The 15540-nt window shown below is 71.5% G+C and carries 16 protein-coding genes; all 16 read left to right on the forward strand.

Features of this window, described 5'->3' with window-relative positions; all coding sequences use genetic code 11:
* The first annotated feature begins 1 nt into the window (after position 1).
* On the forward strand, positions 2-955 hold the full coding sequence (locus ACVWW9_RS08980) for a 3-hydroxyacyl-CoA dehydrogenase family protein (RefSeq protein ID WP_123697343.1): 954 nt from the start codon (positions 2-4) through the stop codon (positions 953-955).
* A 23-nt stretch (positions 956-978) separates the two neighbouring features.
* Entirely contained in the window at positions 979-1749 is a 771-nt protein-coding gene (locus ACVWW9_RS08985; RefSeq protein ID WP_123697344.1) for an SDR family NAD(P)-dependent oxidoreductase, read from the forward strand.
* 133 nt (positions 1750-1882) lie between these two features.
* Positions 1883-3256: an MFS transporter gene (locus ACVWW9_RS08990; RefSeq protein ID WP_354255691.1), complete on the forward strand. Its 1374-nt coding sequence runs from the start codon at positions 1883-1885 to the stop codon at positions 3254-3256.
* A gap of 160 nt (positions 3257-3416) precedes the next feature.
* Positions 3417-4427 (forward strand): 4-hydroxythreonine-4-phosphate dehydrogenase PdxA, encoded by a 1011-nt coding sequence (locus tag ACVWW9_RS08995; RefSeq protein ID WP_456515207.1) that lies wholly within the window; start codon positions 3417-3419, stop codon positions 4425-4427.
* A 37-nt stretch (positions 4428-4464) separates the two neighbouring features.
* Positions 4465-5430, forward strand: coding sequence for a tripartite tricarboxylate transporter substrate binding protein (locus ACVWW9_RS09000; protein WP_456515208.1), 966 nt, complete (start codon positions 4465-4467; stop codon positions 5428-5430).
* Positions 5427-5981, forward strand: coding sequence for a tripartite tricarboxylate transporter TctB family protein (locus ACVWW9_RS09005; RefSeq protein WP_456515209.1), 555 nt, complete (start codon positions 5427-5429; stop codon positions 5979-5981). The genes ACVWW9_RS09000 and ACVWW9_RS09005 overlap by 4 nt, the downstream gene beginning before the upstream one ends.
* Entirely contained in the window at positions 5981-7489 is a 1509-nt protein-coding gene (locus tag ACVWW9_RS09010; RefSeq protein WP_456515210.1) for a tripartite tricarboxylate transporter permease, read from the forward strand. The genes ACVWW9_RS09005 and ACVWW9_RS09010 overlap by 1 nt, the downstream gene beginning before the upstream one ends.
* A gap of 176 nt (positions 7490-7665) precedes the next feature.
* A complete protein-coding gene (gene glpX, locus ACVWW9_RS09015; protein WP_123697349.1) occupies positions 7666-8703 on the forward strand; it encodes a class II fructose-bisphosphatase in 1038 nt (345 codons plus the stop codon).
* A 106-nt stretch (positions 8704-8809) separates the two neighbouring features.
* On the forward strand, positions 8810-10012 hold the full coding sequence (locus ACVWW9_RS09020; RefSeq protein ID WP_456515211.1) for an acyltransferase family protein: 1203 nt from the start codon (positions 8810-8812) through the stop codon (positions 10010-10012).
* Between the two features lie 72 nt (positions 10013-10084).
* Positions 10085-10432 (forward strand): ArsR/SmtB family transcription factor, encoded by a 348-nt coding sequence (locus ACVWW9_RS09025; protein WP_456515212.1) that lies wholly within the window; start codon positions 10085-10087, stop codon positions 10430-10432.
* Positions 10429-10917, forward strand: a complete 489-nt coding sequence (locus ACVWW9_RS09030) for an SRPBCC domain-containing protein (protein WP_456515213.1) — start codon at positions 10429-10431, stop codon at positions 10915-10917. The genes ACVWW9_RS09025 and ACVWW9_RS09030 overlap by 4 nt, the downstream gene beginning before the upstream one ends.
* Before the next feature lie 130 nt (positions 10918-11047).
* A complete protein-coding gene (locus tag ACVWW9_RS09035; RefSeq protein WP_456515214.1) occupies positions 11048-11674 on the forward strand; it encodes a hypothetical protein in 627 nt (208 codons plus the stop codon).
* 323 nt (positions 11675-11997) lie between these two features.
* Entirely contained in the window at positions 11998-13206 is a 1209-nt protein-coding gene (locus ACVWW9_RS09040) for a substrate-binding domain-containing protein (protein WP_456515215.1), read from the forward strand.
* Positions 13203-13961, forward strand: a complete 759-nt coding sequence (locus ACVWW9_RS09045; protein WP_456515216.1) for an ABC transporter ATP-binding protein — start codon at positions 13203-13205, stop codon at positions 13959-13961. Before ACVWW9_RS09040 ends, ACVWW9_RS09045 begins: the two co-directional genes overlap by 4 nt.
* Positions 13958-14665 carry an ABC transporter ATP-binding protein gene (locus ACVWW9_RS09050; protein WP_456515217.1) on the forward strand — a complete coding sequence of 236 codons (708 nt, stop codon included), beginning with the start codon at positions 13958-13960 and terminating at the stop codon, positions 14663-14665. Before ACVWW9_RS09045 ends, ACVWW9_RS09050 begins: the two co-directional genes overlap by 4 nt.
* Positions 14662-15540, forward strand: coding sequence for a branched-chain amino acid ABC transporter permease (locus ACVWW9_RS09055; RefSeq protein ID WP_456515218.1), 879 nt, complete (start codon positions 14662-14664; stop codon positions 15538-15540). The genes ACVWW9_RS09050 and ACVWW9_RS09055 overlap by 4 nt, the downstream gene beginning before the upstream one ends.

A 15540-nucleotide genomic window follows, 5' to 3' on the forward strand; every position in this document is an offset into this window, starting at 1 on the left:
CATGACCACGAAGACCATCGCCGTCGTCGGATCCGGCTACATGGGCGGCGGCATCGCCCAGGTGCTCGCGCTCGCCGGCTACGACGTGCAGATCGCCGACATCAGCGCCGAGATCGCGCAGCAGAACCGCGCGCGCCTGCTCGAGGAGGCGGCGCAGTTCGCCGCCGACGGCCTCTTCCCGGCCGACGCCGTGGAGCGCATCGAGGCGAAGCTGACCGCCGCGGAGTCGATCGAGTCGGCCGTCGCCGACGCCGACTTCATCGAGGAGGCCGTGCCCGAGAAGATCGAGATCAAGCACGCGACGCTCGCGCGCATCTCGGCCGCCGCTCGGCCCGACGCCATCATCGGCTCGAACACCTCGACGATCCTCATCGGATCGCTCGCCGAGGCCGTCGAGCACCCCGAGCGCTTCCTCGGCGTGCACTTCTCGAACCCGGCGCCCTTCATCCCGGGCGTCGAGCTCATCGCCCACGCGGGCACCGACGAGTCGGTGCTCCCGGTGGTCGAGGAGATCGTCGCGGCGACCGGCAAGGAGACGGCCCGCGTCGGCGACGCGACCGGCTTCGTGCTCAACCGGCTGCAGTACGCCCTCTTCCACGAGGCCACCCAGCTCGTGGAGGAGGGCGTCGCGACGCCCGACGACATCGACACGATCGTGCGCACGACCTTCGGCTTCCGCCTGCCGGTCTTCGGGCCGTTCGCGATCGCCGACATGGCGGGCCTCGACGTGTACGCGTTCTGCTACGCATCGCTGCAGACGCGCTGGCCCGAGCGCTTCGCGACGCCGGACTCCCTCAAGGAGCTCGTCGACGCCGGCAAGTTCGGCACGAAGACCGGCGCCGGCTACCTCGACGTGCCCGCCGAGCGCACCGCCGAGCTGGTCGCCTACCGCAACAAGGCGTACGTGGCCATCAAGCAGCTCATGGACGAGCTCGGCCCCGCCCCCATCCACTGATCCGCGAGAGGCATCCGCACACCATGGCAACCGCTTTCCCCGAGTCCAAGACCGTCGTCCTGACCGGCGCGGCCTCCCCGCGCGGCATCGGCCGCGCATCCGCCCACCACCTGGCCGAGCTCGGCTGGAACGTCGGCATCATCGACCTCGACGCGGATGCCGCCAAGGCCGTCGCCGCGGAGATCGCCGAGCAGCACGGCGTGCAGGCCGCGGGCGCCGGTGCGAACGTGGCGGACGAGGCGCAGGTGCGCGCCGCCTTCGACGAGCTCGAGGCGGCGCTGCCCCAGGTCGTCGCGCTCGTCAACCTCGCGGGCGTCTCCAGCCCGGTGCCGTACCTCGAGGTCACGGCCGACGAGTGGAACCGCGTCATGGGCATCAACATGAACGGCGTGCACTACGCGACGCGCCGCGCCGTCGAGTCGATGGTGCAGCACGGCGTCGGCCGCGTCGTGAGCCTGTCGTCGGTCTCGGCGCAGCGGGGCGGCGGCACCTTCTCGAAGACGGTCTACTCGGCGGCGAAGGCCGGCGTGATCGGCTTCACCCGCTCGGTCGCCCGCGAGCTCGGCCCGCAGGGCGTGACGGTCAACGCCATCTCGCCCGGCCCGATCGACACCGACATCATGGGCGGCACGCTCACCGAGGAGCGCAAGGCGGCCATGGCGGCCGACGGCGTGCTCCCGCGCATCGGCACGCCGCGCGACATCGCGGCGGCCATCGCCTACCTGATCTCCGAGGACGCCGGATTCGTGACGGGCCAGACCCTGAACGTCGACGGCGGCCTCTACATGCACTGAGCCATGCGGCACTGGTCGAAGTCCCGCATCCTGTTCCTCGCCCTCGGCATCGTGCTCGTCGGTGTGGGACTGTGGCTCCTGCTCCCATCCATCCTCTGACGAACCACCCGATCCGCACTCAAAGGAGAGTTCTGTGTCCGACACGGCTCTGAGCGCGAAGTCCCCGGCGAACCCCGCCCTCGACTCCGCCATCAAGAAGGCCGCCAAGCATCTGATGCCGATGCTGGTGATCCTGTACTTCGTCGCCTTCCTCGACCGCACGAACGTCGGCTTCGCGGAGGACGCGCTGCAGATGGACCGCGGCATCTCGGCGGGCGCGTTCGCGCTCGGCGCGGGCATCTTCTTCATCGGCTACGCGATCTTCGAGATCCCCTCGAACCTGCTGCTGAAGAGGTTCGGCGCCCGCTTCTGGCTCGCGCGCATCGCGATCACGTGGGGCATCGTCGCCGCCGCGTTCGCGTTCGTCACGGACGACACGTCGTTCATCGTCCTGCGCTTCCTGCTGGGCGTCACCGAGGCCGGCCTCTTCCCGGGCGTCATCCTCTTCCTCTCGGAGTGGTTCCCGAACAAGCACCGCGTGCAGATGTTCGCGATCTTCTACCTCGCGCAGCCGTTCTCGCAGATGCTCGGCGCGCCGCTCTCCGGCGGCCTCATCAGCTTCGGCGAGACGCTGACGCCGTGGGCGGGCTGGCAGGTCATGTTCTTCGTCGAGGGCATGCTGGCCGTCGTCGCGGGCATCGCCGCGATCTTCCTGCTCATCAACGGCCCGCAGGACGCCAAGTGGCTGGACGCGGACGAGAAGCGGGCGCTCATCGACGTGATGGCGAAGGAGGACACGGTCCGCGAGTCCGACGGTCCGACCGGGATCTGGCGCGCGATGGGCAACTGGAAGGTGTGGTACTTCACCATCATCTACTTCTGCCTGCAGATCGCGGTCTACGGCACCACGTTCTACCTGCCGCAGCAGGTCGCGAACCTGCTGGGCCAGGACGTCGGCTGGCAGGTCGGCCTGGTCGCGGCCATCCCGTGGCTCGTGGGTCTCTTCGCGTGCTACTTCTTCGGCAAGGCAGCCAACACGATCGTCCGCCGCCGCAACTGGGGCACGGCGTTCTACATCATCACCGGCGTCGCGATCCTCGCCTCGGCGTGGGCGGGCGCGAACGGCCAGCCGATCCTCGGCATCCTGTTCATCACCATCGCGGTGGCGAGCTTCCTCTCGGTGGGACCGATCACCTGGTCGTACCCGACGGCGTTCCTCACCGGCACGGCGGCGGCGGCGGGCATCGGCCTCATCAACTCGCTCGGCAACCTCGGCGGCTTCGTCGCGCCGCTCATGCGCACGGGCATCAACGAGGCCGTGCCGACCGACTCCGGCGCGTGGGGCGTCGTCTCGCTCGGCGTCTTCGCCTTCCTCGCGGCGGCGATGCTCTTCGGCACGAAGTTCTTCAGCGCCAAGGCCGACTCGCTGCTCGAGGAGGACGCCGACACGGTGGCCCCCGGCCACTGATCGCGTCGCGCACGCACCCCTGGACGGGGCTGGGAGCTCGCTCCCGGCCCCGTCCTCGTCGTTACCGGATCGATGCAGAGCGAAGTGTGGATCCTCGCTGCTATTTCCTATAGGATTCCCAGAACGCCACCGATCGGCGCCCTGGACACGACGGAGTGACATGACGCAGCAGACCTCGCGACCCCGCATCGCGCTCACCTTCGGCGACCCGGCCGGTGTCGGCCCGGAGCTCGTCGCACGCCAGCTCGCGCAGGCCTCGACGACCGAGGCCGCCGACATCCTGCTCATCGGCGACGAGCAGGAGCTCACCGACGCGATGGCGGATGCCGGCGTCGAGTTCTCCTGGACGCGCGAGGCCCGCACCGGTGTGCCGCAGCTCATCGACAACGGCGGCGAGCGCCCCGAGGGCGGCTTCGTCCGCCAGCAGGCCACCCGCGAGGGCGGGCGGTGGGCGATGGCGAGCCTCCGCACGGCGCTCGAGCTGTCGAAGGCCGGCGAGGTCGACGCGATCGTCTTCGCCCCGCTCAACAAGTCGTCGCTCCACCTCGCCGGCATGCAGGAGAACGACGAGATGTCGTGGTTCGAGACCGTGCTCGACGACGGCACCGCCGCGACCGAGCTCAACGTGCTGCCGGAGCTGGTCACGGCGCGCGTGACGAGCCACTGCTCGCTCGCCGAGGTCGCCGGCCTCATCGACTTCGACCTCGTCGTCGAGCGCGGCGAGCTGCTCGAGCGCGTGCTGCGCGCCCGCGGCATCGAGGCGCCGCGCATCGGCGTCTGCGCGCTCAACCCGCATGCGGGGGAGTCGGGCAAGTTCGGCCGCGAGGAGATCGACATCATCGCCCCCGCCATCGAGGAGCTGCGCTCGCGCGGCGTCGACGCGAGCGGGCCCTTCCCGAGCGACACGATCTTCCTCAAGGCCCGCGACGGCGCCTTCGACGGCGTGCTGACGATGTACCACGACCAGGGCCAGATCGCCGTGAAGCTGCTCGGGTTCGACCGCGGCGTGACGATGGCCGGCGGCCTCAGCGTCGCCGTCACCACGCCCGCCCACGGCACGGCCTTCGACGTCGTCGGCCAGCGCGTCGCCTCCACCGGCGCGTACGAGCACGCCTTCAGCACCGCCGTCGGCGTCGGTGCGCAGCGCCGCGCGGCGCGCGAGCTCGCCTAGACCCCTCCCTCCCACCACCCACAGCAAGGAACCGACAATGAAGTCACGCACCACCACGGCCCTCATCGGCGCCGTCGCCGTCGCAGCCCTCGCCGGCTGCTCGAGCACCTCGGGCGCGCCCGCCGCAGACGGCGCGTTCGAGCCCCAGGACGTCCGCATGATCGTCCCGTTCTCGGCGGGCGGCGGCTCCGACGCCTCCGGCCGCGCGATCGCCTCGGGCCTCGAGGCCGCGAGCGGCGCGACCGTCACGGTCGAGAACCGCGAGGGCGGCTCCGGCGCCGTCGGCTACTCGCACCTGTTCGCGCAGGAGGGCAACCCCAACTACTTGCTCGCCTCCGAGACCACGCTGCTGTCGCTGCCGCTCACGACCGAGGTCGACTACAACTACGAGTCGTTCACCCCGATCATGAAGCTCGGCGACGACTACACGCTCGTCGTCGTGCCGGCCGACAGCCCCTTCGAGACCTGCACCGACGTCGTCGACGCAGCCAAGTCCGACGGCGTCGTCGTCGCGGTCTCGGGCGCGATCAGCCTCGACGAGATCGTCTTCTCGCTCATCGAGCAGGACCAGGACGTCACCTTCGACCGCGTGCCCTACGAGAGCGGCAGCGAGGTCATCGCCGGCCTGCTCGGCGGCACCGTCGAGGTCGGCTCGCTCAACCCGGGCGAGGTGCTCGGCCAGCTCGAGTCCGGCGACCTGCGCGCGCTGTGCTCGCTCTCCGAGGAGCGCTACGAGTACGAGCAGATCGCCGAGGTCCCGACGGCGATCGAGCAGGGCATCGACGTGGCCTTCGCCCAGTGGCGCGGCTTCATCGCCCCGGGCGGCATCAGCGACGAGGCGCGCGACTACTGGATCGCCGCTGCGGAGGAGTACGCCGCGAGCGAGGAGTACACGACCTACATCGAGGAGAACCTCATGCAGCCGAACGCCATCTACGGCGACGAGTTCGTCGAGTACCTCGGCCAGAACTCGGCCGACCTCGAAGCGGCGCTGGCAGAGTGACGCTCTCGCCCAGGATCGTCAGGGCCGCGTCCAGCGCGGCCCTGGCGCTCCTGGGCCTCGCTGCAGCCATCGGCGGATGGGGCTACGGCGTCGCCCAGGAGAACGGACAGATCGGCCCGGGGTTCCTGCCAGTCGCGCTCGGCATCATCATCGTCGTGCTCGCCGGCGTGGACACCGCCTCCATCCTGCTGCGGCGCGAGCCCACCCATCCGGCGGAGCAGCTCACGGGCGTCGAGGCGGAGGCTGACGCCGCCGCGATCGACACGGTCGAGGAGTCGCCCGACATCGACGCGCTCGGCCGCTCGCAACGACAGCGCAACCGCATGCTCGTCGTCGTCGGCGGCATGCTGCTCGGCGCGCTGCTGCTCGTGCCCGTGCTCGGCCTGCTCATCTCGCTCGGCGTGCTCATGCTCACCATCGCGATCGTCGTCGAGCGACGGCCGATCATCTCGTCGATCATCGTCAGCGTCGTCGCCGTCGGGATCGTCCACCTCATCTTCGGGGTGCTGCTCAACGTGCCCTTGCCCACCGGGCTGATCGGACTCATCTGATGCTCGACAACCTCATCCTGGGCTTCCAGACCGCCCTCACGCTCGAGAACGTGCTCTGGTGCGCGGTCGGCGTCGTGCTCGGCACCGTCATCGGCCTGCTGCCGGGCCTCGGCTCGACCACCGGCGTCGCCGTGCTGCTGCCGCTCACCTTCGTCATGGAGCCCGTGACGGCGCTCATCATGCTCGCCGGCATCTACTACGGCGCGCAGTACGGCGGCACGATCACCTCGGTGCTCATCTCGACCCCCGGTGAGGCCGCGAGCGTCGTCACGACGCTCGACGGCTACCAGATGGCGAAGCGGGGGAGGGCGGGTGCCGCGCTGGCGATCAGCGCGATCGGCTCGTTCATCGCCGCGATCATCTCGCTCGCGCTGCTGATGGCGCTCGCGCCACCGCTCGCGAGCATCGCGCTGAAGTTCCAGCCGGTCGAGATGTTCGCGATCATGATCCTCGGCCTCGTGATCGTCGTCACGTTCCAGGGCGGCGCGCTCGTGCGCGGCGGGCTCATGGCGGCGCTCGGCCTGCTCGTCGCCACCGTCGGCATCTTCCCCGGCACCGGCAGCACGCAGCGCTTCACGTTCGACAACGTCAACCTGCTCTCGGGCATCCCGTTCGTCGAGGTGATGATCGGCATCTTCGCGCTCGGCGAGGTGCTGTACCAGATCCGCGTCGGGGCGGCGAAGCCCATCCGCGCCCGCTTCAAGGACATGGTGATCAAGCGCAAGGACATCACCGACTCCATGCCGGCGATCCTGCGCGGCTCGGGCATCGGCTTCCTGCTCGGGATGCTGCCGGGCGCCGGCTCGACGCTGGCGTCGTTCATGTCGTACGGCATCGAGCGCCGCGTCAGCAAGAACAAGGCGAACTTCGGCAAGGGCGCGATCGAGGGCGTCGCGAGCCCGGAGAGCGCGAACAACGCGGCCGCGAACGCCAACTTCGTGCCGACCCTCGCGCTCGGCATCCCCGGCGGCGCGACCACGGCCGTGCTGCTCGGAGCGTTCACGATCTTCGGCATCCAGCCGGGCCCGCAGCTGTTCGAGACGCAGCCCGAGCTCGTCTGGGGCCTGCTCGTCTCGTTCTTCATCGGCAACGTGCTGCTGCTCGTGCTCAACCTGCCGCTCGCGCCGGTGTTCGCGCAGATGCTGCGGATCCCGTACGGCTACCTGTACCCGATCATCCTGCTGACGTCGCTCGTCGGTGCGTACTCGGTGGGCAACAACATGTTCAGCGTGTGGCTCGTGCTCATCTTCGGCGTGCTCGGCTACCTCATGAAGGAGCTCGACCTGCCGCTCGCGCCGTTCGTGCTCGGCCTCGTGCTCGGCCCGCTCTTCGAGAAGGCGCTCGTGCAGACGAGCGCGATCGGCCAGGGCGACCTGGGCGTCGTGTTCCAGAGCCCCATCGCCGTCGGCGTGCTGCTGCTCGCCGTCGTGATGGTGCTGCTGCCGCGGCTCATCGGGCTGGCCCGCGGCGCGCTCCGCCGCCGCAAGGAGCAGGCACTCGTCGGCTGACGGCGAGCAAGACCTGCATCCGCTGCCGGTGAGGAGCGGATGCGTGGACGAAGGCCGGATCGGGACCCGCGACACCCCGATCCGGCCTTTCGCGTCGGCGAAGGAACCGCGGGACTTTCGGCGCCCGGGTGGCGGGTCCGGCGCATCCCCTCACTACGCTCGAAGCAGGCTCATCGATGGAGGACACCGTGGCACCCGTGGCGCAGCAGCTCGACTCGCAGAAGGCCCCCGTCTTCGACAACCCCGACCGCAACCTCGCGATGGAGCTCGTCCGCGCGACGGAGGCCGCCGCCATCCGCGCGGTGCCGTTCATCGGCCGCGGCGACAAGAACGCCGCCGACGGCGCGGCGGTGGATGCGATGCGCACGTTCCTCGCGACCGTCGCGTTCGACGGCGTCATCGTCATCGGCGAGGGCGAGAAGGACGAGGCGCCCATGCTGTTCAACGGCGAGCACGTCGGCAACGGCCGCGGCCCGTCGTGCGACATCGCCGTCGACCCGATCGACGGCACCTCGCTCACCGCCGCCGGTCGGCAGAACGCGCTCAGCGTCATCGCCGTCGCCGACCGCGGCACGATGTACGACCCCGTGGACGCGTTCTACATGGACAAGCTCGTCGCCGGGCCGGAGGCGATCGGCGTCATCTCGCTCGAGCAGTCGATCGGCGACAACATCCGCGAGCTCGCGAAGGCGAAGCGCCGCGACGTCGAGGAGATCGTCGTCGCCGTGCTCGACCGCCCGCGGCACGCCGAGCTCATCGAGGAGATCCGGGCGGCAGGCGCAGGCACGCGCCTCATGCGCGACGGCGACGTGGCCGGCGGCATCAACGCATCCCGCTGGGAGAGCCGCATCGACATGTGCGCCGGCGCCGGCGGCACGCCCGAGGGCGTCATCACCGCCTGCGCGATCAAGGCGCTCGGTGGCTTCATGGAGGGGCGCCTCTCGCCGCAGAGCGACGAGGAGCACCGCAAGGTCATCGCGGCGGGTCACGACCTCACCCGCGTGCTCGCGCTCGACGACCTCGTCTCGAGCGACAACACCTACTTCGTCGCCACGGGCGTCACCGACGGCCAGCTGCTCGACGGCGTGCGCCGCAAGGGCCCGCTGATCCGCACCGAGTCGCTCGTGCTGCGCTCCAAGACCGGCACGGCGCGCCGCGTCATCGCCGAGCACCGCGCCGAGAAGTGGCTCGAGAAGGACTCGCACCGCGACTGACCGCCCCGTCCGCCGAACTTCCCTCTCCTGCGGGTTCTGCGCCGCGAAACCCGCCGTTCGGGGAAGCTCGAGGGTTCGGGAGGCGGCGATGCGGGACGATGGACGGGTGAGCGGCTCCGCGCGGTGGGTGGGCATCGACCTCGCGCGGCTCGTCGCCGTCGCGGGGATGATGGCGTCGCACACGCTCGCCTTCTCGGAGCCCGAGCCGGGACCCGGCGTGGTCGCGCTCATCGACGGGCCGCCGTCGACGCTCTTCGCCGTGCTCGGCGGCGTCAGCGTCGCGCTCGCCGCGCGATCGCGGCTCCAGGCCGGGCAGCGGGCGGCGGCGGTGCGCGCGACCATCGCGCGCGGCCTCGTCGTGCTCGTGCTGGGGCTGCTGCTCGCGCCGATCGCCTCGGCCGTGTACGTCGTGCTCGCGCCGTTCGGGCTCGCGATCGCGGCGGCATCCGTGTTCCTGCTGCTGCCGACCTGGGCCGTCGCCGCCGTCGCGCTCGTGCTGGCGGGCTCGGCCGGCTGGCTCGTCGCCGTCGCGCGCGATCGGCTCGGCGTGCTCCGCGAGACCAGCTCGATCGTGACGCTCGTGGCGGACCCGCCCGGGACGCTGCAGGACATCGCGCTCACGGGCGTCTACCCCGCGCTCGTCTGGCTCGTCTACCTGCTCATCGGGATGCTCGTCGCCCGGGCGCTGGCGGCGGCGCGGTCGCGCGGCAGGGAGCGCCCGGCGCTCATCGCGCTCGCGGGCGTCGGCGCCGCCCTCGTCGCGCTCGGCGTCGCCGCGAGCGAGCTCGGGCTGCGGCTCATCGGAGCGCGGTACCCGGGCGGGCCGGAGCTCGCCCGTGACGACCTGCTCGCGAACGGCTACGGCGCGGTCCCGGGCGTCGAGCCCGTCTGGCAGCTGCTCGCCGCGCCGCACACGGGCACGCCCGCCGATATCGCCCGCACCGTCGGCATCGCGCTCGTGGTGATCGCGCTGCTGTCGCTGGTCGTGATCGCGCTGCCGCGCGGCTCGGCCCGCGCGATCGAGCCGCTGCGCGCAGCCGGCGCCGCGCCGCTCTCCATCTACGTCGTGCACGTCACCCTGCTCTCGGCGCTCGTGCCCCTCGCGCAGGGGCCGGCGGGCTGGCTCGCCGCCGGATGGCTCGCGTGGGCGCTGCAGGTCGGCATCGCGATCGCGCTGGGTGCGGTGCTCGCGAGCGCCGGTGCCCGCGGTCCGCTCGAGACGGTGGCCGGCCGATGCGCGGACGCCGCAGCCGGCAGGGCGCGCGAGGCGCCGCCGTCGGCATCGATCGGATCCGACACCCGGGGTTGACATCCGCCGCGGCATCGCCGTACATTGCCAACTAGTTATAGAACCAAGAGGTGATGGACAGAGGTGATGGACATGGAGCACGGGCTCGACGACGAGGCGCTCGACCGCATCTTCGCCGCGCTCTCCGATCGCACGCGCCGTCGCATCCTGCTGCGGCTGCGGTCGGGCCCCGCGACCGTCACCGAGCTCACCGCGCTCGCCGGGCTCAGCCAGCCGGCCGTCTCGAAGCACTGCAAGGTGCTCGAGGAGGCCGGGCTGATCCGCGCCGAGCGCGACGCGCAGCGCATCCACCGGATCATCGAGCTCGCGCCGCTCATCCGGGCTGCCGTCTTCGTCTCGCAGTTCGAAGAGGAGGTCGACGCCCGACTCGACCGCCTCGAGGCGCACCTCACGTCGGGGACCGACAAGGAGCCATCATGAAGACCCAGTTCAGCATGCCCGACGACACCTCGATCGCCTACGAGCGCACCTTCACCGCGCCGGCGTCCGAGGTCTGGCGGGCCTACACCGACCCCGAGATCGTCCGCACGTGGCTGCTCGGGCCCAACCCCGAGACCGAGTTCCCCGTGTGCGAGATGGACATGCGCACCGGCGGCTCGTTCCGCTGGGTGTGGGTCGACGCGCAGGGCGAGCTCGAGATCCACGGCGACATCCTCGAAGCGGAGGAGCCGCACCGCCTCGTCAGCACCGAGCACATGGGCGGGTCCGCGATGGGCGGCATGGAGCTCCCGCCCACGAGCAACGTCGTCACCTTCGTCGAGGCGGATGGCGTGACCACGATGCGCACCGTCATCACCTACGCGTCGAAGGAGATGCGCGACGGCGCCTACGCGAGCGGCATGGCCGAGGGCATCGACGCCGGCTTCGACCGGCTCGACGACCGGTGGTCGGAGCTCGCCCGCTGACGGCAGGCAGCCGGTGGACCCGTTCCCGGCTCGTGGACCCGAGATCGGGGGTCCGCGAGCCGGGATCGGGTCCCTCCCGCTGTCGCGGCCGCGCATGCGACACTGGCGCCACCCGGAGAGCGGAGGGGCGATGCGGCTGAGCGCATGGGGCATCGATCCTCGCTGGCCCGACGACATGGCGATCACGATCGACGACCACCCCACGTTCCTCCTGGAGCTGCTGTGGATCCGGGACGCCTACGGCCTGCAGCCGGCCGGCGACGCGCCGCCGCTGCTCGTCGACGCGCCCGCGACCCAGGGCACGACTCCGGATGCGGCGGTCTGGGAGGCGGCGTGGCCGCAGCTCTGGGGCGGCGCGCTGCGCCATGCGGGGAGCGGGATCGAGCCGGGGCTGCTCGAAGCCATCGATCGTGCAGTGCTCGGGTCGTCGGAGCGGCACGAGCTGTTCGAGCAGCTGCTCGGACCGCGCTGGGCGATGCGCTTCGGCGGCAGCGCGCTCGACGTCGGCTTCCTCGGCTGGAACGAGCGGCACGTCGATCGCCTCATGCGGGGTTGGTCGCGCCGGCACGAGGACGAGCCCGAGTGGAAGGCCCTCGGCGCGCTCATCCCGGCGTGGCGAGCCGGGCTCACCCGCATCGTCACGATCCCGTGCCACGGCGAGCACACCCGACGGATCGGCGCCTCGGCCCTGCTCATGACCGACGCGACGCGCGCGGACCCGGCGCGCTTCGCCGCCGCGCTCGACACCTTCCGCTGAGCGGACCGCGCCGCTCGCGCCGACGGGTGGCGCCGCCCGCGAGGGGTGGGCCAGCAGCCCCACCTGCCGCGAGCGCGCCCACCTGTCGCAGGTGCGGCCACCCGTCGCGCGCCGAGCTCGCGCGGCGGCCGGCCCCCGCTCCGATCATCACGATCCGGTCACGGTGGCGGCGGCGGTTTGACACGCGGCGCGCCTCGTCGCATGCTGGACCTGAAACCTGAACCACCTGTCAGGTTATGGTCACCGTGAAGCCGCACGACGGAGTGCTCGCTCGCCCGCCGAGCATGCGCCAGCTGAGGCTCGCACTGCTCGAAAGGCAACTCATGCGCAGGACAACGAAGTTCGCCGGCGTGGGCATCGCCCTCGCTGCGCTCGCGCTCACGGCGTGCGCGCCCACCACCGCACCGGCCCCCTCCGCCGGGAGCAGCGACGGCGGCGAGGAGCGCGTCGCCGTCAACGTCGGCATGATCACGTCGATCACCGGCCCGCTCGCCGCCTACGGCGAGAGCTACCAGCAGGGCTTCGAGGCCGGCCTCGACTACGCCACCGGGGGCACCGGCGAGATCGAGGGGATCGACCTCACGATCGAGTGGATCGACGACCAGGGCAACCCCGACACCGCCGTCACGCAGGCCAAGGACGTCATCGGTCAGGGCTTCCAGATCATCGGCGGCTCCGCGGCCTCCGGCGTCTCGCTCGCCGTCGCCGAGCAGGCGGCGCAGAACAACACCCTCTTCCTCTCCGGCCCGGCCGCCGCCGACGCGATCACGGGCGTCAACGACCAGACGTTCCGCTCGGGCAGGCAGACGCTGCAGGACGTCGCGACCGCCGCGACCTTCCTCGACAGCGTCGAGGGCTCGAACATCGTCGTGTTCGCGCAGGACAACGCGTTCGGCCAGGGCAACGTCGCCTCGGTGCAGGCCGTGCTCGGCGGCGAGGGCGCGACCGTCACGCCCATCCTGGTCGCCGAGGACGCGACCGAGTTCACCCCCTTCGCCCGGCAGATCTCCGCGGCCTCGCCCGACCTCGTCTTCGTGGCGTGGGCCGGTGCGACGACCGGCGCGATGTGGGAGGCGCTCGCGCAGCAGCAGGTGCTCGAGTCGACGACCGTCGTCACCGGCCTCGCCGACCGCGCGTCGTACCAGGCCTACGGCCCCGGCTCCGCCGACATCCAGTTCCTCAACCACTACTTCCCGGGCGCGACCGACACCGAGCCCGCGCAGGCGATGGACGCGTTCCTCGAGGAGGCGGGGCAGGAGGCCGACCTCTTCACCGTCGACGGCTTCGTGGGCGCGCAGATGCTCGTGCACGCGATCACCGAGGGCCGCGGCGACGTCGACGCGATGATCGCCGCCCTCGAGGGCTGGACCTTCGAGTCGGTCAAGGGCGAGCTCACGATCCGCGCCGAGGACCACGCGCTGATCCAGCCGATGTTCCAGGTGCGGCTCGTCGACGAGGGCGGCACGTGGGCGCCGGAGCTCGTGCAGGCGATCGACGCCGAGATGGTCGCGCCCCCGGTCGCGGGCCAGTGAGGGCCGACCGGCCCGCGCTCGAGCTGGACGCCGTCGGCCTGCAGATCGGCGGTGCGCGGATCCTGCGCGACGTCACGATGCAGGTCGCGACCGGCGAGATGATCGGGGTCATCGGCCCCAACGGCGCGGGCAAGACCACGCTGTTCAACATCATCTCGGGCGTCGCCGTCCCGACGAGCGGCAGGGTGCTGCTCGGCGGGGACGACGTCACCGGTCAGCGGGTGCACCAGCGGGCGCGAGCCGGTCTCGGCCGCACGTTCCAGACCTCCAGCGTCTTCGCCGGCCTCACGGCGGGCGAGAACGTGCGCCTCGCGGCGCAGGCGAGGCTCGGGGGAGCGACGAGCCCCTGGCGGTTCCCACGCGCCGACGATGAGGCGAGCGCCGTCGCGCTGCGCTGCCTCGAGGAGGTCGGGCTCGCCCACCACCGCGGGACCACCGCGGGCGTGCTCTCGCACGGCGACAAGCGCAAGCTCGAGATCGCCATGCTCGTCGCCACCGAGCCGCAGGTCGTGCTGCTCGACGAGCCGATGGCGGGCGTGGGGTCCGGCGATGTCGCCGGGCTCGTCGAGGTCATCCGCACGCTGCATCGCTCCGGCCGCACCGTGCTGATGGTCGAGCACCACATGGAGGTGCTGCTCGGCCTCGTCGACCGCGTCGCGGTCATGCACCACGGCGAGCTGCTCGCCATCGACACGCCGAAGGCCGTCATGGCCGACCCGGCTGTGCAGAAGGCCTACCTCGGGGAGTCCGTGTGAGCGCCATCCTGACCGTCCGCAGACTCGACGCCCACATCGGCGGCCAGCAGGTCGTCGAGGACGTCTCGTTCGACGTCGCGGAGCACGGCGTCACCGCGCTGCTCGGCCGCAACGGCGTGGGCAAGTCGTCGACCATCAAGGCGCTCCTCGGCCTCACCGAGCGCACCGGCGAGGTGACGTTCGCAGGCGCCCGCATCGACGGGCTGCTCACGCACCGCATCGTGCAGCGCGGCATCGCCTACGTGCCCGAGGATCGCGAGGTCTTCGGCGGCCTCACGGTCGAGGAGAACCTCCGGCTCGCGGAGCGTGGCGGCGCCCCCAACCGGGCGATCGTCGCGGAGCTCTTCCCCGAGCTCATCGAGCGCGCCAAGCAGCAGGCCGGCACGCTCTCCGGCGGGCAGCAGCAGATGGTCTCGCTCTCCCGCGCGCTCATGAACGAGAACCGGCTGCTGCTCGTCGACGAGCCGACGAAGGGCCTCGCGCCGCTCATCGTCGGCACCGTCACGACGGCGCTCGAGGCCGCCGCCGACCGCACGCCCATGCTGCTCGTCGAGCAGAACCTGCAGGTCGTGCGGGCGCTCGCGCACACCGTCGTCGTGCTCTCGGGCGGCCGCGTGGTGCACACCGGCCCGGCCGCCGAGTTCCTCGACTCCGACCTCGTGCACCGCCACCTCGGCGTCGCGACCGACCAGGAGGCCGCGTGACCACCGTCCTGCTCCTGCTCATCACCGGCGTCGGGCTCGGCGCCCTCTACTTCCTGGTGGCGAGCGGCCTCTCGCTCATCTACGGGCTCATGGGCGTGCTGAACTTCGCCCACGGCTCGTTCCTCACGCTCGCCGGCTTCCTCGGCTGGGAGGTCGGCCGCCGCGTGGGCGACGGCAGCTGGGGTGGCCTGCTCGTCGGCATGCTCGTCGGGCTCTTCGTCGGCGCGCTCGTCGCCGCCATCACCGAGCTCGTCTTCATCCGCCCGCTCTACAACCGGCACATCGAGCAGGTGCTCGTCACCGTCGGGCTCGGGCTCGCCTCGGTCGCGCTCTTCGAGGGCATCTGGGGCACCGACCCGATCCAGATCCGGCTGCCGGAGTGGCTCGGCCAGACGACGAACGTGCTCGGCGCGAACATCCCGAACGACCGCTGGCTGCTCATCGGCTCCGCGGCGGTCGTGCTCGCGCTCATCGTGCTGTTCCTGCAGCGCACGAGCTACGGCCTCGTCATCCGCGCCGGGGTCGAGAACCGCACGATGGTGACCGCGCTCGGCATCGACGTGCGGCGCGCGTTCACGATCGTCTTCGCGATCGGCGGCGCCGCCGCGGGGCTCGGGGGCGTGCTCGCCTCGGTGTACTACGGCCAGGTGGGCGCGCACCAGGGCACGTCGCTGCTCATCTACGCCTTCATCGTGACCGTGATCGGCGGGCTCGGCTCGCTGTCGGGCGCCGCGATCGCCTCGGTGCTCGTCGCCGTCATCCAGCAGCTCGCGAACTTCTACCTCGGCGGCACCGGCGACCTCGCGGTCGTGCTCGCGCTCGCCGCGGTGCTGCTCGTACGACCGACCGGCCTCATGGGCAAGGTCACGCACTAG

This window comes from Agrococcus sp. UYP33 (assembly GCF_054060915.1).